Here is a 24,982-nt window from a genome sequence, read left to right as displayed (position 1 = left end):
GTTGTAAAAGCATGCCGCAAGCCTTGCATTCCAAGGGATTAGGCGCAATTGGGAATGGCAAGACGCGGGCGATGCGCAAGCCGCCGCGGCTTAAAAACACAGTCGTTTCGAACCATTTTGAAAGGGGTGGAAACATGAACAAAAATGAGCTCGTGTCTGCCGTTGCTGAGAAGGCCGGACTTTCCAAGACCGACGCATCTTCCGCAGTTGATGCAGTTTTCGAGACCATCCAGGCTGAACTGAAGAACGGTGGCGACATTCGCCTCGTCGGTTTCGGCAATTTCTCCGTTTCGCGTCGCGAAGCCTCCAAGGGCCGCAACCCGTCCACGGGCGCTGAAGTTGACATCCCGGCACGTAACGTTCCGAAGTTCACGGCCGGCAAGGGCCTGAAGGATGCCGTTAACGGCTGATAAGTTTGCTTGACGGCCGGATACGAGGCCGGCAGTCCAAGTCTCGAAGGGTTCGGCTCACGCCGGACCCTTCTGCATTTTCGGGTGGCCTTGCAGCAGCGCAGTCTTTGGTCTACGGCTCAGCGTATTCTCAGGGCGGGGTGAAAGTCCCCACCGGCGGTAAGGGCTTCGGCCCAAGCCCGCGAGCACTTTCAACCTCTGTGGGCTGGAAGGATAGCAGATCCGGTGTAATTCCGGAGCCGACGGTCAAAGTCCGGATGAAAGAGAATGATCGTGGGTGCGAAGGGCGGGCCGTCCGTCGTCGTACCCTGCGCTCATGCGTCCTGATTTGTGTTGGTCCCTGTTTGTGGATGAAGGACATGAATCAGACTACCCAAATGCGTTTCACCTCCCGTGCCATTGCCGGTGCCGCCTGGATGGTACTGGCCGGCGTTGCCTTTGCCTTGCTGAATGTCGTCACGCAATGGATGACGATGCAGCTCGGCTTTTCCGCCACCTCGACCGCCTTCTGGCAATATGCATTCGCGCTTATCTTCTCCCTGCCGTTCCTGTTCCGGGTCGGCCTGTCGGCGATGCGCACCGACTATCCCTGGCGTCACGTCGTTCGTGTCGGCCTCGCAGCCCTGGGGGTCGGGGCCTGGGTTTCGGGCCTGGCCTCCGTCCCGATCTGGCAGGCGATCGCGCTGGTGATGACCTCGCCGTTCTTCATCATTCTCGGGGCACGCCTCTTCCTCGGCGAACGCGTCGGCGCGTCCCGTTGGGGCGCGGCGGCAGTTGGTTTTGCCGGTGCCGCGATCATCCTGCAGCCCTGGTCGGAGAGCTTCACCTGGGCAGCCTTGCTGCCGGTTCTCTCGGCGCTGCTCTGGGGTGCGTCGTCGCTGATCACGAAGAGCCTGACGGGCATCGAGCGCCCGGAGACGATTACCGTCTGGCTGCTCGTGCTTCTGACGCCGATCAACGGCGCCATGGCGCTGTCGGCAGGGTTTGTCGTGCCGAGCGGCGCCATGCTCGCGCTGCTGGCGCTGGCGGGGCTCCTGACCGTCGTGGCACAGTATCTCTTGACGCTGGCCTACACGGTCGCCGATGCCGCCTATGTGCAACCTTTCGACGATCTCAAGCTGCCGCTCAACGTTCTCGCCGGCTGGCTCGTCTTCGGTTATGCGCCGAGCGGCTATCTCTGGCTGGGAGCCGTACTGATCCTCGGCGCCTCGCTCTTCATCATGCGCAACGAGATGAAACGTGAGCGTGCGAGCGCGTAAGGCGCCGCTGCACAACAAAGCTGCGGGATTGTCATGCGCCTGTCATCGCCATCCCGCAGAACCCCCTTGTTTTGGATATTCGACATGGGGGATTTCATGACCATTTCATCATGCAGAACGGCGCTTGCCGCCATGCTTCTTGCGTCCGTTGCTTTTCCGGCTGCTGCCGAACCGGTGTTCAACCGTATTGCGTCCTTCGCCGTTGCCGACAATCTGGAAGGTGACGCCCGCAAGGAAGCGACATCTGCGGAAATCATCACCGCCACCGAAGACGGCAACACGCTGATCTATTCCGATAGCCCGGGCAAGCGCATCGGCCTCATCGACATCACCGACGCCAAGGCGCCGAAGGCCGCCGGCATCGTTTCGTTCGAAGGGGAGCCGACGTCGGTGACCGTTGCCGGTACCAAGGCGCTGGTTGCCGTCAACACGCGCGAAAGCTTTACCAAGCCTTCCGGCTTCCTCGCCACCGTCGACGTCGCCACCAAAAAGGTCGACGCGACCTGTGATCTCGGCGGTCAGCCGGACTCCGTCGCAGTCAACAAGGACCGCACCCTCGCTGCAATCGCCATCGAGAACGAGCGCGACGAAGAGGTCAACGACGGCAAGATCCCGCAGATGCCTGCCGGCGACCTGGTGATCCTGTCGCTGAAGGACGGCGCTGCCGATTGCACGACGATCAAGCATGTGACCCTGACGGGGCTTGCCGACGTTGCTGGCGACGATCCGGAGCCGGAATTCGTTTCCTTCAACGGCAAGGACGAGATCGCGCTGACACTGCAGGAGAACAACCACATCGTCATCATCGATGCCAAGGCGGCGGTGGTTAAGACGCATTTCTCCGCAGGCAGCGTCGACCTCAAGGACATCGACACCAAGCGCGACGGCACGATCGCCTTCAAGGACGAACAACCGGGCCGCAAGCGCGAGCCTGACGCTGTCAAGTGGCTCGACGACAGCCGCATCGTCGTTGCCAACGAAGGCGACTATGAGGGCGGTTCGCGCGGTTTCACCATCTTCGATACGACCGGCAAGGTCCTGTTCGAATCGGGCGCCAGCTTCGAGCAGGCGATCGCGTCGATCGGGCATTACCCGGAGAAGCGCTCGTCGGCCAAGGGCGTCGAGCCGGAGGGCCTCGAGGCCGCGAAATTCGGCGACGACAATCTGTTCTTCGTGCTTGCCGAACGCGCATCCGTTGTCGGCGTCTACAAGGACACCGGCGCCGAGCCGGAACTGCTGCAATTGCTGCCGTCGGGTATCTCGCCGGAAGGTGCCGTCGCGATCCCGTCGCGAAATCTGCTTGCGACCGCCAACGAGGTCGACCTCGGCGAGGACGGTGGCGCCCGCTCGCATGTGATGATCTATGAGCGCGGCGAAGGCGAAGCCGCCTATCCGCAGATCCGCTCGGCCGACAAGGATGGTCTGCCCGTCGGCTTCGGCGCACTTTCGGGCCTGGCAGCCGTTGCCGACAAGCCGGGCTTCCTGCGCGCCGTCAACGATTCGGTCTACGCATCCCAACCGACCATCTTCACCATCGACGCGACGCAGAAGCCGGCGCTGATCACCGAAACGCTTCGCATCACCCGCGATGGCGCGCCGGCACAGAAACTCGACATCGAAGGCATCGCCAATGATGGGGAAGGGGGCTTCTGGCTTGCTTCCGAAGGCAACGCCGACAAGCTCTATAGCCATGCACTGCTGCGCGTGAACAAGAAGGGCGAAATCAAGAAGGAGATCGCTCTTCCCGAGGCACTCCGTTCCGGCGAAACTCGCTTCGGCTTCGAAGGCGTGACGGTCGTCGGCGAAGGCGATGATCAGGTTCTCTGGATGGCCGTCCAGCGCGAATGGAAGGACGACGATAAGGGCTTCGTCAAGCTCGTCTCCTACAAGCCGTCAAGCGAGGAATGGGGTGCAGTCCGCTATCCGCTCGAAAAGGCAGATGGCGGCTGGGTCGGCCTCTCGGAAATCTCGGTGCACGGCGACTACGCCTACATCATCGAACGCGACAACCTGATCGGTCAGGCCGCCAAGCTCAAGAAGCTCTACCGTGTCGCGCTTGCCGAGTTGAAGCCGGCAGCGCTCGGCGACGCGCTTCCGGTCGTCAAGAAGGAAGAGGTTCGTGACCTCATTCCCGATCTGAAGGCTCTCAATGGCTACGTCGTCGACAAGGTAGAAGGGTTTACCGTCGATGCCGCCGGCAACGGCTATGTCGTCACCGACAATGACGGTGTCGACGATTCCTCCGGCGAAACGCTGTTCTTCTCCATCGGAGCCATCGACGCGATGTAAGCGTCAGGCCAGGAGAAAAACGGAAGAGGCCGGGACATGATGTCCCGGCCTCTTTCTGTTTTGGCTATCCGTAATTGTGCGGGGGAAGGGCGGACCTAGCGAGCGACCGCGATCTGGGCCGCTTCCGCCTCATCCTTGCGCTTGCGGATCTCGTCTGTCTTGTCGACGAGCTTGCCGACGATATCGAAGAGCTGGTCGAGCTCCTTGTCGTCGAGTGCCGAGAAGATTTCCTCGATCAGCTGTTTGCGCGGGTGTTCCGCTGCTTCCAGAATGATACGGCCTGTGTCGGTGATCGAGACGATCTTGGCGCGGCGGTCCTCGGGATCGGGCTTGCGCATGACCAGCCGGTCGCGCTCGAGGCCATCGATCGCTTCGGTGACGGTGCGCGGCGCGAAGTTCAGCGCGCAGGCGATATCCGTCGAACGACAGGGACCGAGCTTGCTCAGAAAAAACAGGAATTTGCTCCGCGCCAGCGAAACGCCTTCCTCCGTCATCGACTCGTTCACCAGCCGGTGAACGCGGTGATAAAGCTCAAACAGCCTGTCGGAAACTTCGAATGTCTTCTTCATGATCATCGTTGGAAAATTGTGAGGTGCCATGTCAAATGGCAGCAACATTATTGATAGTTACAATTGCTACATTTGTCGACTAAAACCTCTGCCGTTTCACGGTAACGCCCTTCGCAAACAAGAAACGGCCCCTGTCTTCGGAGGCCGTTTGACTTGTAGCGCCAAGAATTTCGCTCGTTCCGACTATGCCGCCCAGCGCGATGAACCGGCCGAAGGCGCGTAGCCGTGGCCGGAAGTCTCGGCGAGCGTGAAGCGGGCGATAAGCTCACGCAGACGACCTGCCTCCTGTGCCAGCGTCGCGCTTGCGGCATTCGCCTCTTCGACCATGGCGGCGTTCTGCTGGGTCACCTGATCCATCTGGTTGACAGCGGTGTTGACCTCGGAAAGTCCGGCAGACTGTTCCTGCGCCGAAACTGCGATCGCATCCATGTGCTGATTGATCGTCACGATGAAGCCTTCGATCGTTCGCAGCGCTTCGCCGGTCTCGCGCACCAGCTTGACGCCGCTCTGCACTTCGACGGCCGAATTGCGGATCAGGTCCTTGATCTCCTTGGCGGCATTGGCTGAGCGCTGGGCGAGTTCGCGCACTTCCTGGGCAACAACGGCAAAGCCCTTGCCGGCATCACCGGCGCGCGCCGCTTCCACGCCGGCATTGAGCGCCAGGAGGTTGGTCTGGAAGGCGATTTCGTCGATGACGCCGATGATGTTGGAGATCTGGCTCGACGAATGCTCAATACGGCCCATGGCGTCGACCGCACCGGAGACGATGGCGCCGGACTTGTGGGCGCTTTCGTTTGCCTGGCTGGCGATGGCGCGGGCTTCGTTGGTTCGCTTGGACGAACTGCCGACATTGACCGTGATCTGGTCAAGGGCGGCGGCCGTTTCTTCCAGCGAGGCGGCCTGCTGTTCGGTACGGCGCGACAGGTCGTCGGCGCTCTGGCTGACTTCGCGTGCGCCGCTGTCGATGCTGCCCGAGCTGGAGGAGACGGCAGCCAGCGTATCGGCCAGCTGGGCAACGGCCTGGTTGAGGTCGTGACGCAGCTGTTCGAAATCCGGCGCGAAAGGTTCGTTGAGCTGGAAGGCAAGATCGCCCGCCGCCAGGCGGCGAAGACCGGTTGCAAGACCCGCCGTCGCTTCCTGCAAGCGGATCTGCGCGGCGGCTTCCGCCTCTTCCGTCACACGTCGGCGCTCGGCCTCAGCCTGCGAACGCTGCACCTTGGCATCTTCCTCGAGCTGCAGATTGGAGATCGCTGCCTCACGGAAGACCTCGACGGCACGGGCCATCTCACCGATCTCATCCTTGCGCGCGCCATAGGGAATGGCGGTCGCGGTGTCGCCGTTTGCCAGACCTGCCATCGAGCGGGTGATGATCTGGATCGGACGAGCGATGCCGCGGATTGCGTAGAGGATGGCGCCGAGCACGATGAAGGCCGCAACCGCGATGACAGCCATTTCGATCGTGCGGATCTGGTCGTGCGTGGCGGAGCTTGCCGCAACGGCAGCGTCTGCGCCGGCAAGGTTAAGCGCGCGCATGTCCTTGATCGCCTGATCGACCAGTTGTTCTGTCTCGCGCATCTCGACCTTGAACACGCTTTGCGCCTTCATGTTTTCGAGGTTGTTGGAGAGTTTCACCATGCCGGCGGAGACGGAGAGATAGGCCTCGTAGGCGCTCTTTAACTTCTCGAGCGCCGCCTTGTCGGCGTCGGTGACCATGAGCGCGGCGTATTCGTCCGAAAGCTTGCCGAACCCGGCCACGGCTTCACCGATGACCTTCTCGGCTGCCTTCTTCTCGAAAGGCGTCAGCGAGATCAGATGCCGGGCAAACGACATGCGCGTGTCCGAAAGCTGTGTTTCCAGGGCGCGCGAAAGTGAGACGCGCGGCAACCAGGTGGTGGCGATCTCGTTGTTGCGTTCGTTCATCATCTTGATGCCGCCGAGCGAAGCGACCGCCAACACGGTGACGATGAGGCCAACCATCAGGAAAAGGGCAATAAGGGTGTGTGATATCTTTAGGTGCGACATGAATAACTCCGAAGGAACGGCGTCCGTAAAAGCTTGTGCATGAATAAGTCGTTCCGGCTCGTGATCGTCATGACGGAGCGGATGCCGAAGCAGGGAGTCATTCCTGTGCTTGACCGCACGCAAAATGCAGCCGCGCGAAACCTAGCCAACAAGGTATTACAAAAGCGCTAATCGATTAAAGTGAGTATAATCTGATATTTGCACATAGGAGCGCGAACCTTTTCGGGCGATCGTTCCATGGCGAAACTGCAGGCTGCACGTATTAGGACTGTCTTTACTTGGGCGGCCTGAAATAACCCTGTGCGATCGGCGCGTTCGCGTGGATGACGGTGCCGGGCGCATTGACGGGTGCTGCTGTCGCGGGCCATGGTCGCCCATGCCCTTCCGTTTCGTTCACACCGCCGACCTCCATCTTGATTCGCCGCTACGCAGCCTCGCGCTTCGAAATGCCGATCTTGCCGAAATCGTGCGCGGCGCCACCCGGCAGGCGCTCGTGCGGATTGTCGATCTCTGCCTTGCCGAAGAGGTCGATGCGCTGCTGATCGCGGGCGACCTCTATGACGGCAGCCAGACGTCCATGAACACCGCGCTGTTCCTCGCGGGCGAACTGCGCCGGCTGGACGAAGCCGGCATCCGTGTTTTCATCATCCGTGGCAACCACGATGCCCAATCGCAGGTGACGAACGAGTTGACGTTCTCGCCATCGACGCATGTCTTCAAGGGTCGCAGCAAGCCCGTTCTGGCGAAGACGCTGGAGAGTGGTCGTAATGTCTATATCCACGGCATGAGCTTCGCGAGCCCGCACGCGCCTGAAAGCCTGTTGCCGTCCTTTCAGATGCCCGCTGTCGATGCGATCAATATCGGCATGCTGCATACGAGCCTTGTTGGCTCTGCCGGCCACGATCTCTACGCGCCGTGCAGCGTGGCGGATCTCCAGGCGCATGGCTTCGACTATTGGGCGCTCGGCCACGTTCATCAACGTCAGGTGCATTCCAGCGAACCCTTTGTGGTCATGCCGGGCATGCCGCAGGGTCGCGACATCAATGAAGCCGGGGCCAAGGGCGTGACGCTGGTGACGGTTACCGACGAGGGGCATTTGTCGATCGAGGAGCGGTCGATCGGGCTTGCGACTTTCGAGCGGATGAGCCTTGGCCTTGCCGGTATTTCCGAGTGGGGCGATATGCTCGATGCGGTTCGAAACGCCTTCCTGCGGGCTCGCAATGCCACCGCCGCCGATCACGTGATCCTTCGGCTGACGTTGACCGGTGCGACACCGCTTGCCTGGCGGCTGCGCCGTGACGGCGATCTGCTCCAGGGCGAGATCGATAATGTGGCGGCCGGCATCGGCGGGTGCTGGGTCGAGAAGATCGAACTCGAATGCCGCAATCCCGATACCGAGACCGGGATAGTGATGGCCGATCCGGTCGACGAATTGGCGGCGCTTGTCTCAAGCGACGTCCTTCCAGCCCATGGATTTCGCCAGGAGGTGCGCGCCGCCGTCGAGGAGGTGCTGCAGCAACTGCCGCCGGAGTTGCGCCAGGCTCTGGCGCCGGATGAAGCGGCCGTCGAAAAACTGGCATTCGATGCCGGTGTCTCCGGTGCAGCGGAGGTGCTCGCGCATCTCCACGGCAACGCCGGCGAGGGGGCTCGCTGATGCGGCTACGGGAACTCGACCTGGTGCGGTACGGAAAATTCACCGAGCGCCGCCTTGATTTTGGTCCGGCGGCATCGGGCACGCCAGACTTGCATATCGTCTACGGACCGAACGAGGCCGGCAAGTCGACGCTGTTTTCCGGCTTCCTCGACCTGCTTTTCGGCATCGAGCATTACAGCTCCTACGGCTTTCTGCACCCCTATCCGACCATGCGGGTCGGCGGGACCGTCGAGGCAGCTGGTCGCACGCACCACGCGTTCCGGGTAAAACGCAAGACCAATACGCTGGTGGGCGCCGACGACCAGCCGCTGCCGGACAATCTGTTCTCCGCCTCGCTCGGCTCGATCGACCGTGCGACCTATCGCATGATGTTCTCGCTCGACGACGACAGCATCGAGCAGGGCGGGGAATCGATCCTGAAGAGTGAGGGCGAACTCGGCTCGCTGCTTTTTTCTGCCAGTTCCGGTCTGCCCGATAGCGCCGCGATCCTGTCCACCCTGCGCGGTGAGGCGGATGCCTTTTACCGACCCCAGGCGCGCAAGCATCAGCTTTCCGAATTGAAGGCCGAACTCGACGCGCTGAAGGTCGACCGCAGTCGGCTGGACGTCAATGCCCGCGAATACGCGGCGTTGCGCAAAACGCTTCTAGCGGCCCGTGAGCGTCACGACGAGGCCATGGCGCGACGTGTCGAGCTGCGCATGGAGCGTGATCGGCTGAAGGCTCAGATGGATGCCCTACCGCTCTTCAGGCGACTTGATGGTTTGCGAGCCGATCTGGCAAAGGCGCCGGCCTTGCCGCGAGCGCCGGCCGAGTGGACAGCGGATTTGGCGGCGCTGCGCCGACGCGACATCGAAATCGCGACCAGGCTGCGTCAGCTTGACGACGAAGTCCGGCGGCGGCAGGAAGAACTGGAAGATCTGCCGCGTGACGAGGCGGCCCTCGTCCAGATGGAGCGTTTGAACGTGCTGCAGGAGACCGCGCTCGATGCGCGGTATGTGACTGCGGCGCGCGACATGCCGGCACGGATCGACGAGTTGTCGCGGACGAAGACCGAAATTGCCGCCTGTCTTGTCCGGCTCGGCGAGCCCGGCGACAGGGATCCGGCGTCGCTGCTGTTGCCGGCGGCCACGAACGCCCGGCTGCAGGAACTTTCTCGGCAACATTCGGCGCTGCAGGAGCGTGTGGCATCGGCCCGACAGGAGGCCGATGCGGCAAGGCATGCGGAGCGGGAGACGGCCAGCGAGTTGGCGCGTCTACAGGCCGAAGGCGGTCCGGGTGTCGATCCGACCGTGCTTGCCGAGCGCCTTCGGCGCCTGCGGCAGGACGATTGCGGTCTGCGCCTGCAGGGCGCCAGACAGTCGCTGGAGCGCTTGGATGCCGAGCTTGCCGATAGGCTGGAGGCTTTGAAGCCGTATTCCGGCGGCGTCGATGATCTGCTCGGCCTGCCGGTGCCGGCCGCAGGCACGATCGAGGTCTGGCGAAGGGATCTCGCCGCACAGGACGAAAGGCGTCTGCGCCTTGCAGATCGCGTCGGCGGCGAGACCGAGCAACTGGCTGGAGAGGAGGCACGCCTCGACGCCCTGATGGCTTCGGGGGGTGCCATTGACGACAGCGCTTTCACCGAGCTTCGCCGACACCGACACCATGCCTGGGAGCAGCATAAGGCTCGGCTGGACGCGACGACGGCAGTGATCTTTGAAGATGCTCTGGGTCGCGACGACGATGCCACGGCGTTGCGGCTTGCAGAGGCGGCAAAGGTCGCGGATATGCGCTCGCTCGCTTTGTCGATCGCGGAGCGCCGGGCACGGCTCGATTCGCTTCGGGAACAGCAGGTTTCTGGCGCCGAGCATTGGTCCGTGTCGCTTCAGGCCGTTCATATGGCTGCCGCAGCCTGTGGATTACCCGACGTCATGCAACTGACTCAACTGGAGGCTTGGCTTGCGGCTCGGCTTGCCGCGCTCGAAGTCCGCGCACAGCAGCGCACTACACGGCTGGAGTTCGATCGTGCGCAGGCCGATGCGAACGACGCGCGTGAAACACTCAAGGGGTCACTTGCCGAGATCGGAGTGACGGAGCATCTGCCGCAGCGGCTCGATGATCTCATGGCGTTTGCCGAGAATGGCATCGCGCGGGCACAGGCGGCTTTCGCTGCCGGCAAGGCGGCGCGCGAGGCCGCTCGACGTGCCGGCGACGGTCTGGTGCAGCGGATGTCGACCCTGGCGCAGACGGAAGACGCCTTGTCCTCCTGGCAGGCGCAATGGGACGATCTGCTGTCAGCCACCTGGCTCGCCGGTCGACCGGAGCGGCCGCTGCCGGATCAGATTGCGCCCATGCTGGCCGTCTTGCAGGATCTCGACAAGCTGGTGCAGCGCAAGGCGGATCTCGATCACCGCGTCACCGGCATGCGCAAGGACCAAGTGGCCTTTGAGACGGCGATCGCAGACCTTACCGGCGCTACGGCCGCAGACGATACGCTTGCAACCTTCGCCGCTATGAAGGCGCGTATTGCTGACGCTGAAAAACACGAGGATCGGCGCGCGGCGCTGTTGGCGGAACTTGCCCGATTTGAGGAGGAGAAACGCAACGTCGCAGTCGAGCAGGAGCTTCACGTTGCCCGCAGGCGCGTCGTGCTCGAATTCTTCGACTGCGAGACATTGGATGAAGCAGGCTTGCGGCTTGACGCCTCCCGCGATCAGGAGAGGCTGTGCCAGCGCATCGCCGAAGCGGGGGCCGACCTGGCATCGCGCCTCGGCGTTATCAGCAGTGAAGATGCGCAGGCGTTGCTGGCCACGCTCGATGACGAGGCAGTACGGCTGGAACTGGTTCGCGTCGAGGCGCTTCTTGAGGAAAGAGACCGCGACGTCAGCGAGTTGCATGCTGACATGCGAACGAAAGAATCAGCGCTCGCAAACATTGCCGGCGACGACGCCGTTGCAGCCCTCGATCAGCGCCGCCGCACGCTGCTGCTGGAGATCGAGGCCAAGGCGCTCGGCTACCTCAAACTGAGGGCCGGCCTGATCGCTGCCGAACAGGCACTCCGGCTCTTTCGCGAGCGCCATCGCAGCGCCATGATGCGGCGCGCCTCGGAAACCTTCAGCCGCATCAGTGGCGGAGAATACACGGGCCTGGCGGCACAGGCCGACAAGGGCCAGGAGTTCCTGATTGCCAACGCCGCTGCCGGCGGATCCAAGCTGGCGCGCGATCTCTCCAAGGGCACACGCTTCCAGCTCTATCTGTCACTCAGGATCGCGGGCTACCATGAGGTTGCCGCAGCGCGCGAAACCTTGCCCTTCATCGCTGATGACATCATGGAGACGTTTGACGACGGTCGTGCCGGTCGTGCCTTCGAATTGATGGCGGATATGGCCCGTGTCGGGCAGGTGATCTACCTGACGCATCACGAGCATCTTTGCGATATCGCCCGAACGGCGTGCCGGCAGGCTACTATCCACAGGCTTTGACGCTTGCATAAATCGGCACGCTGTTGGCGAATGGGCGCCATGGAAACCTGGAGGAACGGCAGATGGAGATCATACTCAACGGTTCGCGACCCTCGACACGGCCTCCGGCCGAGTATTTTACCGGAGCGGTCAGGCAGGACCCGGTGATCGAGGCGGGAGAGCCGGCGCGTGTGCGGGCGGTGAACGTGACGTTCGAGCCTGGTGCACGCACAGCATGGCATACGCACCCACTGGGGCAGACGCTGGTGATCACATCGGGTCGCGGGCTGGCGCAGGTCTGGGGTGGACCGGTGCGCGAAATAAACACCGGAGACGTGGTCTGGTTTCCTCCTGGTGAAAAACATTGGCACGGTGCCGCGCCGGATACCGCCATGGCCCACCTCGCCATTCAGGAAGCACTCGACGGCAAGGCCGTCGATTGGCTCGAACATGTCAGCGACGAGCAGTATCGCGGCGCATAGTTCATTCTTTTTCTGTTTCGCGCGCTTGAGGTTGCGTGACGAATCGATTGTGTGGCGATCGCCTGCAAGGCGCTATGAGCATGAGGGCGCTCTCACCGGAATCAGTCCGCGGTGCGCTCGCGTCTCCGGTCGCGCTCTTGCTTTCGTGCAGCAGCGCCGACGCCACCGTGGCGTGGATACATGAAACGCACGATGCCGCGCCGTCGCCGCGAACCGTTCGATCATGGATCGCGTGAACGCGGACGTCTGCTCAGAGTGTTCTGTCGAAATTTTCTGGGGGGGAATGGTGGGCGATGAGAGACTCGAACTCCCGACATCCTCGGTGTAAACGAGGCGCTCTACCAACTGAGCTAATCGCCCTTCAGCGTTCGGACCGGATGTGTCCGCCGCGTCGGTGGCCGTGATCTAGGCGTAACCGAAAAAAACCGCAAGAGCATTTCCATCGTTTTTTCGATTTTTTTTGCACGAGGCGACAGAAGTGCAGGAGTTGTCGGGTTTTCGCGTTGTGGAAAAAAACGGAGAACGGCGACTGTGGAAAACGACGATTGGTCTCACGGCGACTTTCGCTCGAATCCGTCGATCAGTGACCGATATCAAGTCTCGATGATGGGAACCTATAGGATGGTTAATGGCTGGGCTCTGGCTAGGCGCGGTGCTGATGCATCGAGCAATCATCGCAACAACGCCAGAGTCCAGCCACGGATCACCTTCAGCCGGCTTCTCGGGCTTTCTGGCGGTGTCGAGATCCTTGACCGATGCGCGAGCATCGCTCCGCGAATCTCTCCTGGCCAGAAAGCCCGATCGAGCCCGTCCTATAGGTCCCTATCATCGAGACGTTGTATAACATCCGCGCACCGGCTCTCCTCATGGCGGGACGTCCGACCGCATAGGGAAGCGGGCTTCCTAATTGTAGGGGAGGGAAGAGCCGGCTTTGATCTTGCCTGTGGATCAAAATTGGCTCTGTCATGGATTTGTCTCCAAACACGCTTGACACCCAAATGCGAACCGCTTAGTTAGCCGCTCATCGAACGGGCAAGCCCGCTTCGGTGCCGGGGCGGAAACGTCCCAGCCACTTCAAGATGATGCGGGTGTAGCTCAGTCGGTTAGAGTGCCGGCCTGTCACGCCGGAGGTCGCGGGTTCGAGCCCCGTCACTCGCGCCATTCTTGACATGGTTTGACTTGAGGCATTTTCAGAAAATGCCGATGGTGGTAATACTGGCCCCTTGGGTCATATGCGCGGGTGTAGCTCAGTCGGTTAGAGTGCCGGCCTGTCACGCCGGAGGTCGCGGGTTCGAGCCCCGTCACTCGCGCCATTCTTGACATGGTTTGACTTGAGGCATTTTCAGAAAATGCCGATGGTGGTAATACTGGCCCCTTGGGTCATATGCGCGGGTGTAGCTCAGTCGGTTAGAGTGCCGGCCTGTCACGCCGGAGGTCGCGGGTTCGAGCCCCGTCACTCGCGCCATTTACCCCTTGATCCCTCCGATATAATATGACTGCGAATAGCCTCTTTTGCAGTGCGGCAATCTGTCCTTCAAGCTACGATTTTACCGTAAAGTCTGCCCATCCCTGCAAATCAGCGCTTTGCCGCGGCACGTCGTCCAATCCTGTGTCGCGAACCGGTTTAAATGCCCTTCGAAGGCTTGCGCGCAAGCGCGGGCTGCGCTAACCACTCTGGCGTTGCAACATATTTTTCGGCCTGCGAGATTTGTTGTTTGGCGCTCTCCCATGCGCCCTCCCGCAGGCAGGGACGGATAACAATGACTGAACTTCTCGGTTCCTATGTTCCGATCGCGATTTTCATTGGAATCGCACTTGTGATCGGTGTGGCACTTTTGGTTGCCCCTTTCGCCGTGGCGTTCAAGGCGCCTGATTCGGAAAAGCTGTCGGCCTACGAATGCGGTTTCAATGCGTTCGACGACGCTCGCATGAAGTTCGACATTCGTTTCTACCTTGTGTCGATCCTCTTCATCATCTTCGACCTGGAAGTCGCCTTCCTCTTCCCGTGGGCCGTTTCGTTCCACCAGCTGGGCTGGTTCGGATTCTGGTCCATGATGGTCTTCCTCGGTGTGCTGACGATCGGCTTTATTTATGAATGGAAGAAGGGAGCGCTGGAATGGAACTAGCATCCGGCACCACGCTCGTTGCGCCCAAGCCGAAGGGGATCATCGATCCCTCGACCGGCAAGCCGATCGGCAGCAATGATGCATTCTTCGGCGAGATCAACAACGAGCTCGCCGACAAGGGTTTTCTGGTCACCTCGACCGATGAGCTCATCACCTGGGCGCGCACCGGTTCGCTGATGTGGATGACCTTCGGTCTTGCCTGCTGCGCCGTCGAGATGATGCAGATGTCGATGCCGCGTTACGACGCCGAGCGCTTCGGCTTTGCGCCGCGCGCGTCACCGCGCCAGTCCGACGTGATGATCGTTGCCGGCACGCTGACCAACAAGATGGCGCCCGCGCTCCGCAAGGTCTACGACCAGATGCCGGAGCCGCGTTATGTGATCTCGATGGGTTCATGCGCCAATGGCGGCGGCTACTATCACTATTCCTATTCCGTCGTGCGTGGCTGCGACCGTGTCGTGCCCGTTGATATCTATGTGCCAGGCTGTCCTCCCACAGCAGAAGCGCTGCTTTACGGCGTGCTCCTGCTGCAGAAGAAGATCCGCCGGACCGGCACGATCGAACGCTAAGGGTAGGGGGTTCTGAACATGAGTGAAGCCCTGAACGAGCTTGCCTCCTATCTGCGCGAGACGCGCAGCCAGCTGATTTCGGACGCCGCGATCAACTACGGCGAACTGACGCTGACGACGACGGCTGCAAACCTGATCGAATTGTTGACGTTCCTGCGCGACGACGTGCAGTGCGCCTTCATCAACTTCGTCGATGTCTGCGGTGTCGACTGGCCGCAGCGGCCGGATCGTTTCGACGTCGTCTATCACCTGCTTTCGCCGCGCCAGAATCTGCGCGTGCGCATCAAGGTAGCGACCGGCGAAGGCGAGCCTGTGCCGTCCGCCACCGGCGTCTTTCCGGGCGCCGACTGGTTCGAGCGCGAAGCCTACGACATGTACGGCATCCTGTTTACCGGCCATCCGGACCTGCGTCGCATCCTGACGGACTACGGTTTCGAAGGGCATCCGCTGCGCAAGGACTTCCCGGTTACCGGGTTTGTCGAGGTTCGCTATGATGACGAAGCAAAGCGCGTCGTCTATGAGCCCGTCGAACTGAAGCAGGAATTCCGCAACTTCGACTTCCTCTCCCCGTGGGAAGGGACGGAATACGTCCTGCCCGGCGACGAGAAGGCGAAAGCACGGTGAGACTAAGTCGGCCCGCGGCGACCCTTTGAGGGCGCCGTTCGGCCTGGAGCAATCGGTATGACCGAACATAACGTCCGCAATTTCAACATCAACTTTGGTCCGCAGCATCCGGCGGCGCACGGCGTTCTGCGTCTGGTGCTCGAGCTTGATGGCGAAATCGTCGAGCGCGTCGACCCGCATATCGGCCTGCTGCATCGCGGCACCGAGAAGCTGATCGAAACCAAGACCTATCTGCAGGCTATTCCCTATTTCGATCGGCTCGACTACGTCGCGCCGATGAACCAGGAGCACGCCTTTGCGCTTGCCGTAGAAAAGCTGACTGGAACCGAAGTTCCGATCCGCGGCCAGCTGATCCGCGTTCTCTACTCGGAAATCGGCCGCATCCTGTCGCATCTTCTGAACGTGACGACCCAGGCCATGGACGTCGGCGCGCTGACGCCGCCGCTCTGGGGCTTCGAGGAACGCGAAAAGCTGATGGTGTTCTATGAGCGTGCCTGCGGCGCGCGCATGCACTCGGCCTATTTCCGTCCCGGCGGCGTGCATCAGGATCTGCCGCACGAACTGGTCGAAGACATCGGCAAGTGGATCGACCCGTTCCTGAAGACCGTCGACGATATCGATGAGCTTCTGACCGGCAACCGCATCTTCAAACAGCGCAACGTCGACATCGGCGTCGTCAAGCTGGAAGACGCCTGGGCCTGGGGTTTCTCGGGCGTGATGGTTCGCGGTTCCGGCGCTGCCTGGGACCTGCGTCGTTCGCAGCCCTACGAATGCTATTCGGATATGGAATTCGACATTCCGATCGGCAAGAACGGCGACTGCTTCGATCGTTATCTCATCCGCATGATCGAAATGCGCGAGTCGGCCAAGATCATGCGCCAATGCGTCAATCGCCTGCTCGGCGATGCCAAGGTCGGCCCGGTCTCGTCGATGGACGGCAAGATCGTTCCGCCGAAGCGCGGTGAGATGAAGCGCTCGATGGAAGCGCTGATCCACCACTTCAAGCTCTACACCGAAGGCTACCACGTGCCGGCGGGTGAGGTTTATGCAGCCGTCGAAGCGCCCAAGGGCGAATTCGGCGTCTACCTCGTCTCCGACGGTAGCAACAAGCCCTATCGCTGCAAGATCCGTGCCCCGGGCTACGCACATCTGCAGGCGATGGACTTCCTCTGTCGCGGACACCAGCTTGCCGACGTATCGGCTGTGCTGGGCTCCCTCGATATCGTGTTCGGTGAGGTGGATCGCTGATGCGTTTCGCGCCCCTGGCAATGGCAGGATTTCTTATGCTGGCAACGGCGGCATCCGCGCAGGATTCCACCAACAGCGAAGCGTCTGCCGGAATGCGTGGGGGCTCGATGGCCGACCTCGTGGCCAACGGCTACGAGATCAAGGCAGCCGTGGCCAACGGCACGCGCTACATCGTATTTTTACAAAAAGACCAGTCGGCCTATGCCTGCGAGTTCGTTTCGGTGACGAAGTCGCGGTGTGGATCGATTAACTGATAAGGTGTCGTGAAGAATGTCTGTTCGTCGACTAGCCGAAGACAATGTCCAGCCGGCCGCATTCGCGTTCAATCGCGAAAACGCCGCTTGGGCACAAAAGACAATCCAGAAGTATCCGAAAGGCCGCGAGCAGTCCGCGGTCATTCCGCTGTTGATGCGGGCGCAGGAGCAGGACGGCTGGGTAACGAAGGCCGCGATCGAATCGATCGCCGACATGCTCGGCATGGCTTATATCCGCGTGCTTGAAGTCGCGACCTTCTATACCCAGTTCCAGCTGAAGCCGGTCGGAACACGCGCCCACGTTCAGGTCTGCGGCACGACGCCGTGCATGCTGCGTGGCGCTGAAGATCTGATCCGGGTCTGCAAGAGCAAGATCGCCCATGATCCCTTCACGCTCAACGAGAGCGGCACGCTGTCGTGGGAAGAAGTGGAATGTCAGGGCGCCTGCGTGAACGCGCCGATGGTCATGATCTTCAAGGACACCTATGAAGACCTGACGCCCGAGCAGCTCGAGCAGATCATCGACCGCTTCGATGCAGGCAAGGGTGCCGAAGTCGCGACCGGTCCGCAGATTGACCGTGTGTTTTCAGCGCCGGAAGGTGGTCCGACCACACTGACGACGCCGGACGCATCGGTGAAGAAGGTTCCCGCGAGCGCAAATAACGTCAGCGACGCGCCTGTTGTCAGCGTTCCGCCGTCGAACGCAGCGCGCGTCAAGACCGACGCCAGCGAGACGAACGCTGCGGTAAAGACGCCGGCAACTGCGAAGGCGGCAGCGGCTGAAAACGCCAAGGTCGAAGGCGATACCGCCGACAAGTCGAAGCCCGCCAAGGCGGCCGAGGTTTCCGGCAAACCGTCGCTCGAAGACAAGAACCGTCCGGCGGGCATTGCCAAGCCTGATGCAGTCGACGATCTCAAGCTGATCTCCGGCGTTGGCCCGAAGATCGAAGGCACACTGCAGGAACTCGGCATCTACACGTTCGCGCAAGTCGCGTCGTGGAAGAAGGCCGAGCGCGAGTGGGTCGACGGCTATCTCAATTTCAAGGGCCGGATCGAACGTGACGATTGGGTCAAGCAGGCCAAGGCGCTCGCCAAGGGTGGCGAAGCCGAATACATCAAAGTTTTCGGCAAGAAGCCGCGGTAAAGAGGTGAACCATGCTCAGAGATGAAGATCGCATCTTTACCAATATCTACGGCCTCAAGGACAAGTCTCTCAAGGGCGCGATGAGCCGTGGCCATTGGGACGGCACCAAGCAGATCCTTGAAAAGGGTCGCGACTGGATCGTCAACGAGATGAAGGCCTCGGGTCTTCGCGGTCGTGGCGGCGCCGGCTTCCCGACCGGTCTCAAGTGGTCCTTCATGCCGAAGGAAAGCGACGGACGTCCGCACTATCTGGTCGTCAACGCCGACGAATCAGAGCCGGGCACCTGCAAGGACCGTGACATCATGCGTCACGATCCGCACACGCTGATCGAAGGCTGCGTCATCGCCAGCTTCGCCATGGGCGCACACACTGCCTATATCTATGTTCGCGGCGAATACATCCGCGAGCGCGAGGCGCTGCAGGCAGCAATCGACGAGTGCTACGACGCCGGCCTGCTCGGCAAGAACAACAAGCTCGGCTGGGACATGGACATTTATGTCCATCACGGCGCCGGCGCTTACATCTGCGGCGAAGAAACAGCACTTCTCGAAAGCCTTGAAGGCAAGAAGGGCCAACCGCGCCTGAAACCGCCGTTCCCGGCCAACATGGGCCTCTACGGCTGCCCGACGACCGTCAACAACGTCGAGTCGATTGCCGTTGCCCCGACGATCCTGCGCCGCGGCGCCGGTTGGTTCTCGGCGATCGGTCGCCCGAACAACGTCGGCACCAAGCTGTTCATGCTGTCAGGCCACGTCAACAAGCCGTGCACGGTCGAAGAATCGATGGGCATCACCTTCCGTGAGCTCGTCGACAAGCATGCCGGCGGCATTCGTGGCGGCTGGGACAATCTGCTCGCGGTCATTCCGGGCGGCGCATCGTGCCCGGTGGTCAAGGCGGAAGACATCATCGACTGCCCGATGGATTTCGACGGGCTTCGCGAAGTCAAGTCGTCCTTCGGTACGGCTGCTGCCATCGTCATGGATCGCTCCACCGATATCATCAAGGCGATCGCCCGCATCTCGGCCTTCTTCAAGCACGAGAGCTGCGGCCAGTGCACGCCGTGCCGCGAAGGCACTGGCTGGATGTGGCGCGTGATGGAGCGCATGGTCCAGGGCCGCGCCCAGAAGCGCGAAATCGACATGCTGTTCGACGTGACCAAGCAGATCGAAGGTCACACGATCTGTGCTCTGGGTGATGCGGCCGCTTGGCCGATCCAGGGTCTGATCCGCAATTTCCGTCCGGAGATCGAAAAGCGCATCGACGAATACACCCGCAACGCGTCCTCGCACGGCGCGGTGCTGGAAGCGGCGGAGTAACGGGCCATGGCCGGCGCACGCAAGGATGGACAGGTGAGGGGAGAGGCCGAAAGCGGCATTTCGTCCGCACGTCCGCTTGGCGCTGATCCGGCCGATCCGTTCGGCATGGCCGAATGGATGAAAGGCATGTCGCAGGTGCCACTGCATCCGCTGATGGCACATCCGGCAGGAGCCGTTGCCGCGGCGACGGCGCTTGGTTTCGGTCTGTCGAGCCATATCGCCGGCGTCATGCTCGGTGCGATGCAGGGCGCCGTCGAAGCGTTGCAGAAGGGCTCGGCTTTGGCTGACCAGCCGCAGGCAGGAGTGCCGGCCGAAGTCGTCCCGGCCAAGGCTGCTCCGGTTCAGGCGGAAGCAAGGCCGCAAGAGACCGTGAAGCCGGTTGCGGCGAAGAAGAGTGCGATATCGAAGCCGAAGGCTGAGAAGAAACCGGCAGAGTCCTTAAAGGCGCCGGCAGCTTCACGGTCAAAGGCTCGTGCCGCCGATGACCTCAAGCGGATTTCCGGCGTCGGCCCGAAGCTCGAGCAGGTGCTGAACGGCAAGGGCATTCGCCGGTTCGCGGATATCGCCGCGTGGAGCGACGCTGATGTTGCCCGCTTCGACGACGATCTGGGCTTTGGCGGACGTATTCTGCGCGACGACTGGGTAAAGCAGGCAAAGGCGCTGAAAGGCGCAAAAGAATAAGAGGCGGTGACCGGCAGAGGTCACCACCGGCAAGCAGCATGGCTGTGTTGGAATTGTCCGTCGCCTCGAAGGTGGACGGATGGAAGACAGGATTGAGTACGAAGATGGCAAAGCTGAAAGTCGACGGAAAAGAGATCGAGGTCCCGGATCATTTCACGCTGCTTCAGGCGTGCGAAGAGGCCGGCGCCGAGGTTCCGCGCTTCTGTTTCCATGAGCGGCTGTCGGTCGCCGGTAACTGCCGCATGTGTCTGATCGAGGTGAAGGGAGGGCCACCCAAGCCCGCCGCCTCCTGCGCCATGGGCGTGCGCGACCTTCGTCCGGGCCCGAACGGCGAGACGCCGGAAGTCTTCACGACCACGCCGATGGTCAAGAAGGCCCGTGAAGGCGTCATGGAATTCCTGCTGATCAACCACCCGCTCGATTGCCCGATCTGCGACCAGGGCGGCGAATGCGACCTGCAGGACCAGGCGATGGCCTTCGGCATCGACAGTTCGCGCTACCAGGAAAACAAGCGTGCCGTCGAAGACAAGTATATCGGCCCGCTGGTCAAGACGGTGATGAACCGCTGCATCCACTGCACGCGCTGCGTCCGTTTCACCACGGAAGTCGCCGGCATTGCCGAGCTCGGTCTGATCGGCCGCGGCGAAGACGCCGAGATCACCACCTATCTCGAGCAGGCGATGACCTCCGAACTGCAGGGCAACGTGGTCGACCTCTGCCCGGTCGGAGCACTGACATCGAAGCCGTTCGCCTTCACGGCGCGTCCGTGGGAACTGAACAAGACCGAATCCATCGACGTGATGGATGCGCTCGGTTCGGCCATCCGCGTCGACACCCGTGGCCGCGAAGTGATGCGCATCATGCCGCGGGTCAACGAGGACATCAACGAAGAGTGGATCTCCGACAAGAGCCGCTTCATCTGGGACGGCCTGAAGACCCAGCGTCTCGACCGCCCGTACGTCAAGAAGGATGGTCGCCTGCAGGCAGCCAGCTGGAGTGAGGCGTTCGAAGCCATCAAGGCCGCCGTTGCAGCGACCTCCGGCGACAAGATCGGCGCCATCGTCGGCGACCTCGCTTCCGTCGAAGAAATGTACGCGCTGAAGGAACTGCTGGCTTCGCTCGGCTCCGAAAACATCGACTGCCGCCAGGATGGCGCCGCACTCGATCCGTCGCTCGGCCGCGCCAGCTACATCTTCAACCCGACGATCCAGGGCATCGAAAGCGCCGACGCGCTGCTGATCATCGGCTCGAACCCGCGCTTCGAAGCCTCCGTTCTGAACGCACGCATCCGCAAGCGTTTCCGGATGGGCAATTTCCCGATCGCCGTCATCGGCGAGCCGGGTGAACTGCGCTACGAATACGAATATCTCGGTGCGGGCACCGAGACGCTGGCCGAGCTCGTGTCCGGCAAGGGCAAGTTTGCAGCGACCCTGAAGAAGGCGCAGCGCCCGATGATCATCATCGGTCAGGGTGCGGTTGCAGGGGAGGGCGGTCCTGCCGTTCTCGCGGCTGCTGCAAAGCTCGCAGGTGCCGTCGGTGCAGTGACCGCAGACTGGAACGGCTTTGCCGTTCTGCACACAGCCGCGTCGCGCGTCGGTGGTCTCGACCTCGGCTTCGTCCCGGGCAAGAACGGCAAGACGGCCGCCGAAATGGTGTCCGCCTCTGACGTTCTCTTCCTGCTCGGTGCTGACGAGATCGATCTTGCCGGTCGCAAGTCGGGCTTTACCGTCTATATCGGTTCGCATGGAGATAGCGGCGCGCATGCCGCCGACGTCATCCTGCCGGCCGCCACCTACACCGAAAAGTCCGGCACCTGGGTCAACACCGAAGGCCGCGTCCAGATCGGCAACCGTGCCGGCTTTGCTCCGGGCGACGCCCGCGAAGACTGGGCGATCATCCGTGCGCTTTCCGACGTTCTCGGCAAGAAGCTGCCCTTTGATTCGCTTGGTGAATTGCGCTCGAAGCTCTATGCGGCGCACCCGCATTTCGCCGATATCGACGCGATTGCCATCGGCAGTGGCGACGAAATTGCCGCACTTGCTCAAAAAGCGGGTGAGATGGGCAAATCCGTGTTTGCGTCTCCGGTCAAAGACTTCTATTTGACGAACCCGATAGCGCGCGCATCCGCCGTCATGGCCGAGTGCTCGGCTTTGGCACGCAACAACTTCAAAGCTGCGGCGGAATGAGCGCGAGGGAATAGAGTATCATGGACGCTTTCATTTCGACCTATGTCTGGCCTGCGATCATCATGGTCGCCCAGTCGCTGCTGCTGCTGGTCGCGCTGCTGCTTTTCATCGCCTACATTCTTTTGGCCGACCGCAAGATCTGGGCTGCTGTCCAGCTTCGCCGTGGTCCGAATGTGGTGGGCCCCTGGGGTCTTTTCCAGTCCTTCGCCGACCTTTTGAAGTTCGTCTTCAAGGAGCCGGTAATTCCGGCCGGCGCCAACAAGGCAATCTTCCTCTTGGCGCCGCTCGTCTCCGTGACGCTGGCGCTGGCGGCCTGGGCGGTGATCCCGCTCAATGCCGGCTGGGTGATCGCGAACATCAACGTCGGCATCCTCTTCGTGTTCGCCATATCTTCTCTTGAAGTTTATGGCATCATCATGGGCGGCTGGGCGTCGAACTCGAAATATCCCTTCCTCGGCGCGCTTCGTTCCGCGGCACAGATGGTTTCCTACGAAGTCTCGATCGGCTTCGTCATCGTCACCGTTCTGCTCTGCGTCGGTTCGCTGAACCTGACCGACATCGTCAACGCCCAGAGCAACGGCATTGGCACCAACCTGGGTCTGCCGGCATCGTTCCTCGACTGGCACTGGCTGGCGCTGTTCCCGATGTTCGTCGTGTTCTTCATTTCGGCTCTGGCTGAAACGAACCGCCCGCCCTTCGATCTGCCGGAAGCGGAATCCGAACTCGTCGCCGGCTTCATGGTTGAATACGGCTCCACGCCCTACATGATGTTCATGCTCGGCGAGTACGCTGCCATCTGCCTGATGTGCGCGCTGACGACCATTCTCTTCCTCGGCGGGTGGCTGCCTCCGGTCGACGTCTGGTTCCTCAACTGGGTCCCGGGCATCATCTGGTTCGTTCTCAAGGCGTCCTTCGTGTTCTTCATGTTCGCGATGGTGAAGGCATTCGTTCCGCGTTACCGCTACGACCAGCTGATGCGTCTCGGCTGGAAGGTCTTCTTGCCGATCTCGCTCGCAATGGTCGTGATCACTGCATTCGTTCTCAAGCTGACGGGAGCCGCATGATGCTGGCTTTCGCTTGGTTGCATACCGCTGGCCGCTCTGAGGCCAGCAAGTCTGGAGGTAAATGATGGCCGGTCTTTCGCAAGCGGTCAGCTCGCTGTTCCTCAAGGAATTCGTTGGCGCGTTCTTTCTGTCGATGCGCTACTTCTTCAAACCGAAGTCGACGTTGAACTATCCCTTCGAAAAGGGTCCGATCAGCCCGCGCTTCCGCGGCGAACACGCGCTCCGCCGTTATCCCAACGGAGAAGAGCGCTGCATCGCCTGCAAGCTCTGCGAGGCGATCTGTCCTGCCCAGGCGATCACCATCGAGGCTGGCCCGCGCCGCAACGACGGCACCCGCCGTACGGTGCGTTACGACATCGACATGGTGAAGTGCATCTATTGCGGTTTCTGCCAGGAAGCCTGTCCGGTCGACGCCATCGTCGAGGGCCCGAACTTCGAATTCGCCACCGAGACGCGTGAAGAGCTGTACTACGACAAGGACAAGCTCCTCGCCAATGGTGACCGTTGGGAACGGGAAATCGCACGCAACATCGCAATGGACTCGCCTTATCGCTGAGGCCGATGCGTGGTGCCGCCCTTCAAGGCGGCACATGTGAAACAGTTTGGGGCAAAGGCCGGACATCAGTCCGGCTTTGCCAGTGGAGTGGGGCTGCAAGAGCCTCACGCCGTGCAAGACGAAAAAGGCACCGATCATGGGTCTGCAGGTTCTTTTTTTCTATCTCTTTGCCTTCATCGCGGTGGCATCGGCATTTATGGTCATTGCGGCCAGGAACCCCGTTTATTCGGTGCTGTTCCTGATCCTGACCTTCTTCAATTCGGCGGGCCTGTTCCTGCTGGCTGGCGCCGAGTTCCTGGCGATGATCCTGCTCGTGGTCTATGTCGGCGCGGTTGCGGTGCTCTTCCTGTTCGTCGTCATGATGCTCGACATCGACTTCGCGGAACTCAGGGCCGGCGTGCTTGAATATGCCCCGGTCGGTGCGCTGATCGGTCTGATCCTGGCGGCCGAGTTGATCGTCGTCGTCGGCGGCGCGACCTTCTCGCCCGAGATCGCCAAGGGGATCTCGATGCCGATCCCGGCGATTGCCGATCGCACGAACACGGCCGCCCTCGGCGACGTGCTCTACACCCACTACGTCTACTTCTTCCAGATCGCGGGCCTCGTGCTGCTGGTTGCCATGATCGGCGCCATCGTCCTCACGCTGCGCCATCGCACGAACATCAAGCGCCAGAGCATTCCGCAGCAGGTTGCCCGCACGCCCGAGACCGCCGTCGAGGTGGTCACGGTCAAGCCCGGGCAGGGCATTTAATTCGGACGCGAGGTCGAGGAACTAAAAAATGGAAATCGGAATTTCCCACTATCTCACCGTCAGCGCCATCCTGTTCACGCTTGGTGTCTTCGGCATCTTCCTGAACCGGAAGAACGTCATCGTCATTCTGATGTCGGTCGAACTGATCCTGCTTGCGGTCAACATCAACATGGTCGCCTTCTCGTCGTTCCTGAACGACATCACGGGCCAGGTCTTCGCCTTGTTCATTCTGACCGTCGCGGCCGCGGAAGCCGCCATCGGGCTTGCAATTCTCGTCGTCTTCTATCGCAACCGCGGCTCGATCGCTGTTGAAGACGTCAACATGATGAAGGGCTGAT

21 protein-coding genes, 4 tRNA genes and 1 riboswitch are annotated in these 24,982 nt (G+C 61.4%); of the genes, 22 read left to right on the top strand and 3 right to left on the bottom strand.

All coding sequences use genetic code 11. From position 1 onward, the window contains the following. Positions 1-134 precede the first annotated feature (134 nt). The 3 genes from hupB (at position 135) to BLJAPNOD_RS16715 (ending at position 3,958) form a co-directional block, all read left to right on the top strand. Positions 135-410, top strand: coding sequence for a DNA-binding protein HupB (gene hupB / locus BLJAPNOD_RS16725; protein ID WP_034803616.1), 276 nt, complete (start codon positions 135-137; stop codon positions 408-410). Positions 411-532: 122 nt separating this feature from the next. Next, positions 533-683: riboswitch (FMN riboswitch) on the top strand. A 77-nt stretch (positions 684-760) separates the two neighbouring features. Further along, on the top strand, positions 761-1,669 hold the full coding sequence (locus BLJAPNOD_RS16720; RefSeq protein WP_115420541.1) for a DMT family transporter: 909 nt from the start codon (positions 761-763) through the stop codon (positions 1,667-1,669). Between the two features lie 84 nt (positions 1,670-1,753). Further along, entirely contained in the window at positions 1,754-3,958 is a 2,205-nt protein-coding gene (locus BLJAPNOD_RS16715; protein ID WP_199565953.1) for an esterase-like activity of phytase family protein, read from the top strand. 95 nt (positions 3,959-4,053) lie between these two features. On the opposite strand, the gene BLJAPNOD_RS16710 is transcribed toward BLJAPNOD_RS16715, so the two are convergent. Together BLJAPNOD_RS16710 and BLJAPNOD_RS16705 are read right to left on the bottom strand one after the other, a co-directional pair. Then, on the bottom strand, positions 4,054-4,527 hold the full coding sequence (locus BLJAPNOD_RS16710) for a MarR family transcriptional regulator (protein WP_115421321.1): 474 nt from the start codon (positions 4,525-4,527) through the stop codon (positions 4,054-4,056). A 183-nt stretch (positions 4,528-4,710) separates the two neighbouring features. Continuing rightward, positions 4,711-6,549, bottom strand: coding sequence for a HAMP domain-containing methyl-accepting chemotaxis protein (locus BLJAPNOD_RS16705; RefSeq protein ID WP_199565952.1), 1,839 nt, complete (start codon positions 6,547-6,549; stop codon positions 4,711-4,713). A 376-nt stretch (positions 6,550-6,925) separates the two neighbouring features. On the opposite strand from BLJAPNOD_RS16705, the gene BLJAPNOD_RS16700 reads away from it, so the two are divergent. The 3 genes from BLJAPNOD_RS16700 (at position 6,926) to BLJAPNOD_RS16690 (ending at position 12,125) form a co-directional block, all read left to right on the top strand. Further along, positions 6,926-8,203 (top strand): exonuclease SbcCD subunit D, encoded by a 1,278-nt coding sequence (locus BLJAPNOD_RS16700; protein ID WP_115420540.1) that lies wholly within the window; start codon positions 6,926-6,928, stop codon positions 8,201-8,203. Next, complete coding sequence (locus BLJAPNOD_RS16695) at positions 8,203-11,664, top strand: AAA family ATPase (protein WP_115420539.1); 3,462 nt, start codon at positions 8,203-8,205, stop codon at positions 11,662-11,664. The genes BLJAPNOD_RS16700 and BLJAPNOD_RS16695 overlap by 1 nt, the downstream gene beginning before the upstream one ends. A 62-nt stretch (positions 11,665-11,726) precedes the next feature. Next, positions 11,727-12,125 carry a cupin domain-containing protein gene (locus tag BLJAPNOD_RS16690; RefSeq protein WP_115420538.1) on the top strand — a complete coding sequence of 133 codons (399 nt, stop codon included), beginning with the start codon at positions 11,727-11,729 and terminating at the stop codon, positions 12,123-12,125. Between the two features lie 284 nt (positions 12,126-12,409). On the opposite strand, the gene BLJAPNOD_RS16685 is transcribed toward BLJAPNOD_RS16690, so the two are convergent. Next, positions 12,410-12,485, bottom strand: a tRNA-Val gene (locus BLJAPNOD_RS16685). Between the two features lie 724 nt (positions 12,486-13,209). On the opposite strand from BLJAPNOD_RS16685, the gene BLJAPNOD_RS16680 reads away from it, so the two are divergent. From BLJAPNOD_RS16680 to nuoK, 16 genes are all read left to right on the top strand, one after another. Then, positions 13,210-13,286 (top strand) — tRNA-Asp (locus tag BLJAPNOD_RS16680). A 75-nt stretch (positions 13,287-13,361) separates the two neighbouring features. Then, positions 13,362-13,438: transfer RNA gene (locus BLJAPNOD_RS16675), tRNA-Asp, on the top strand. Between the two features lie 75 nt (positions 13,439-13,513). Next, positions 13,514-13,590 (top strand) — tRNA-Asp (locus BLJAPNOD_RS16670). A 295-nt stretch (positions 13,591-13,885) separates the two neighbouring features. Then, the gene (locus BLJAPNOD_RS16665; protein WP_077498496.1) at positions 13,886-14,251 is read left to right on the top strand and encodes an NADH-quinone oxidoreductase subunit A; all 366 of its coding nucleotides are present in this window, start codon (positions 13,886-13,888) and stop codon (positions 14,249-14,251) included. Next, on the top strand, positions 14,242-14,820 hold the full coding sequence (locus tag BLJAPNOD_RS16660) for an NADH-quinone oxidoreductase subunit B (protein ID WP_077498495.1): 579 nt from the start codon (positions 14,242-14,244) through the stop codon (positions 14,818-14,820). Before BLJAPNOD_RS16665 ends, BLJAPNOD_RS16660 begins: the two co-directional genes overlap by 10 nt. Before the next feature lie 18 nt (positions 14,821-14,838). Further along, positions 14,839-15,444 (top strand): NADH-quinone oxidoreductase subunit C, encoded by a 606-nt coding sequence (locus BLJAPNOD_RS16655; RefSeq protein ID WP_115420537.1) that lies wholly within the window; start codon positions 14,839-14,841, stop codon positions 15,442-15,444. A gap of 57 nt (positions 15,445-15,501) precedes the next feature. Further along, positions 15,502-16,692 (top strand): NADH-quinone oxidoreductase subunit D, encoded by a 1,191-nt coding sequence (locus BLJAPNOD_RS16650; protein ID WP_077498493.1) that lies wholly within the window; start codon positions 15,502-15,504, stop codon positions 16,690-16,692. Beyond that, positions 16,692-16,946, top strand: a complete 255-nt coding sequence (locus BLJAPNOD_RS16645) for a hypothetical protein (RefSeq protein ID WP_115420536.1) — start codon at positions 16,692-16,694, stop codon at positions 16,944-16,946. The genes BLJAPNOD_RS16650 and BLJAPNOD_RS16645 overlap by 1 nt, the downstream gene beginning before the upstream one ends. A gap of 16 nt (positions 16,947-16,962) precedes the next feature. After that, entirely contained in the window at positions 16,963-18,090 is a 1,128-nt protein-coding gene (locus BLJAPNOD_RS16640) for an NADH-quinone oxidoreductase subunit E (RefSeq protein ID WP_115420535.1), read from the top strand. Positions 18,091-18,101: 11 nt separating this feature from the next. Next, entirely contained in the window at positions 18,102-19,406 is a 1,305-nt protein-coding gene (gene nuoF / locus BLJAPNOD_RS16635) for an NADH-quinone oxidoreductase subunit NuoF (RefSeq protein ID WP_077498490.1), read from the top strand. A 6-nt stretch (positions 19,407-19,412) separates the two neighbouring features. After that, complete coding sequence (locus BLJAPNOD_RS16630; RefSeq protein ID WP_115420534.1) at positions 19,413-20,087, top strand: NADH:ubiquinone oxidoreductase; 675 nt, start codon at positions 19,413-19,415, stop codon at positions 20,085-20,087. A 104-nt stretch (positions 20,088-20,191) separates the two neighbouring features. Continuing rightward, positions 20,192-22,273 carry an NADH-quinone oxidoreductase subunit NuoG gene (nuoG, locus tag BLJAPNOD_RS16625; RefSeq protein WP_115420533.1) on the top strand — a complete coding sequence of 694 codons (2,082 nt, stop codon included), beginning with the start codon at positions 20,192-20,194 and terminating at the stop codon, positions 22,271-22,273. A gap of 20 nt (positions 22,274-22,293) precedes the next feature. Next, positions 22,294-23,337 (top strand): NADH-quinone oxidoreductase subunit NuoH, encoded by a 1,044-nt coding sequence (gene nuoH, locus BLJAPNOD_RS16620; protein ID WP_077498487.1) that lies wholly within the window; start codon positions 22,294-22,296, stop codon positions 23,335-23,337. A gap of 64 nt (positions 23,338-23,401) precedes the next feature. Then, positions 23,402-23,893 (top strand): NADH-quinone oxidoreductase subunit NuoI, encoded by a 492-nt coding sequence (gene nuoI / locus BLJAPNOD_RS16615; protein WP_115420532.1) that lies wholly within the window; start codon positions 23,402-23,404, stop codon positions 23,891-23,893. Positions 23,894-24,029: 136 nt separating this feature from the next. Continuing rightward, on the top strand, positions 24,030-24,644 hold the full coding sequence (locus BLJAPNOD_RS16610) for an NADH-quinone oxidoreductase subunit J (RefSeq protein ID WP_077498485.1): 615 nt from the start codon (positions 24,030-24,032) through the stop codon (positions 24,642-24,644). A 28-nt stretch (positions 24,645-24,672) separates the two neighbouring features. After that, positions 24,673-24,981 (top strand): NADH-quinone oxidoreductase subunit NuoK, encoded by a 309-nt coding sequence (gene nuoK, locus BLJAPNOD_RS16605; protein ID WP_025426592.1) that lies wholly within the window; start codon positions 24,673-24,675, stop codon positions 24,979-24,981. Position 24,982: the final 1 nt, after the last annotated feature.

It is taken from the genome of Ensifer sp. M14 (assembly GCF_003355565.1).
In the GTDB taxonomy this organism is placed as follows: Bacteria; Pseudomonadota; Alphaproteobacteria; order Rhizobiales; family Rhizobiaceae; genus Ensifer.
The sequence above is the reverse complement of the archived record's forward strand: the minus strand, read 5'-3'. Positions and strand labels throughout refer to the sequence as shown.

What these genes read in the sequence shown, in the direction of transcription:
- hupB (WP_034803616.1), top strand. Translation starts at nt 135, where the DNA reads ATGAACAAAAATGAGCTCGTGTCTGCCGTTGCTGAGAAGGCCGGACTT.
- BLJAPNOD_RS16720 (WP_115420541.1), top strand. Translation starts at nt 761, where the DNA reads ATGAAGGACATGAATCAGACTACCCAAATGCGTTTCACCTCCCGTGCC.
- BLJAPNOD_RS16715 (WP_199565953.1), top strand. Translation starts at nt 1,754, where the DNA reads ATGGGGGATTTCATGACCATTTCATCATGCAGAACGGCGCTTGCCGCC.
- BLJAPNOD_RS16710 (WP_115421321.1), bottom strand. Translation starts at nt 4,527, where the DNA reads ATGAAGAAGACATTCGAAGTTTCCGACAGGCTGTTTGAGCTTTATCAC.
- BLJAPNOD_RS16705 (WP_199565952.1), bottom strand. Translation starts at nt 6,549, where the DNA reads ATGTCGCACCTAAAGATATCACACACCCTTATTGCCCTTTTCCTGATG.
- BLJAPNOD_RS16700 (WP_115420540.1), top strand. Translation starts at nt 6,926, where the DNA reads ATGCCCTTCCGTTTCGTTCACACCGCCGACCTCCATCTTGATTCGCCG.
- BLJAPNOD_RS16695 (WP_115420539.1), top strand. Translation starts at nt 8,203, where the DNA reads ATGCGGCTACGGGAACTCGACCTGGTGCGGTACGGAAAATTCACCGAG.
- BLJAPNOD_RS16690 (WP_115420538.1), top strand. Translation starts at nt 11,727, where the DNA reads ATGGAGATCATACTCAACGGTTCGCGACCCTCGACACGGCCTCCGGCC.
- BLJAPNOD_RS16665 (WP_077498496.1), top strand. Translation starts at nt 13,886, where the DNA reads ATGACTGAACTTCTCGGTTCCTATGTTCCGATCGCGATTTTCATTGGA.
- BLJAPNOD_RS16660 (WP_077498495.1), top strand. Translation starts at nt 14,242, where the DNA reads ATGGAACTAGCATCCGGCACCACGCTCGTTGCGCCCAAGCCGAAGGGG.
- BLJAPNOD_RS16655 (WP_115420537.1), top strand. Translation starts at nt 14,839, where the DNA reads ATGAGTGAAGCCCTGAACGAGCTTGCCTCCTATCTGCGCGAGACGCGC.
- BLJAPNOD_RS16650 (WP_077498493.1), top strand. Translation starts at nt 15,502, where the DNA reads ATGACCGAACATAACGTCCGCAATTTCAACATCAACTTTGGTCCGCAG.
- BLJAPNOD_RS16645 (WP_115420536.1), top strand. Translation starts at nt 16,692, where the DNA reads ATGCGTTTCGCGCCCCTGGCAATGGCAGGATTTCTTATGCTGGCAACG.
- BLJAPNOD_RS16640 (WP_115420535.1), top strand. Translation starts at nt 16,963, where the DNA reads ATGTCTGTTCGTCGACTAGCCGAAGACAATGTCCAGCCGGCCGCATTC.
- nuoF (WP_077498490.1), top strand. Translation starts at nt 18,102, where the DNA reads ATGCTCAGAGATGAAGATCGCATCTTTACCAATATCTACGGCCTCAAG.
- BLJAPNOD_RS16630 (WP_115420534.1), top strand. Translation starts at nt 19,413, where the DNA reads ATGGCCGGCGCACGCAAGGATGGACAGGTGAGGGGAGAGGCCGAAAGC.
- nuoG (WP_115420533.1), top strand. Translation starts at nt 20,192, where the DNA reads ATGGCAAAGCTGAAAGTCGACGGAAAAGAGATCGAGGTCCCGGATCAT.
- nuoH (WP_077498487.1), top strand. Translation starts at nt 22,294, where the DNA reads ATGGACGCTTTCATTTCGACCTATGTCTGGCCTGCGATCATCATGGTC.
- nuoI (WP_115420532.1), top strand. Translation starts at nt 23,402, where the DNA reads ATGGCCGGTCTTTCGCAAGCGGTCAGCTCGCTGTTCCTCAAGGAATTC.
- BLJAPNOD_RS16610 (WP_077498485.1), top strand. Translation starts at nt 24,030, where the DNA reads ATGGGTCTGCAGGTTCTTTTTTTCTATCTCTTTGCCTTCATCGCGGTG.
- nuoK (WP_025426592.1), top strand. Translation starts at nt 24,673, where the DNA reads ATGGAAATCGGAATTTCCCACTATCTCACCGTCAGCGCCATCCTGTTC.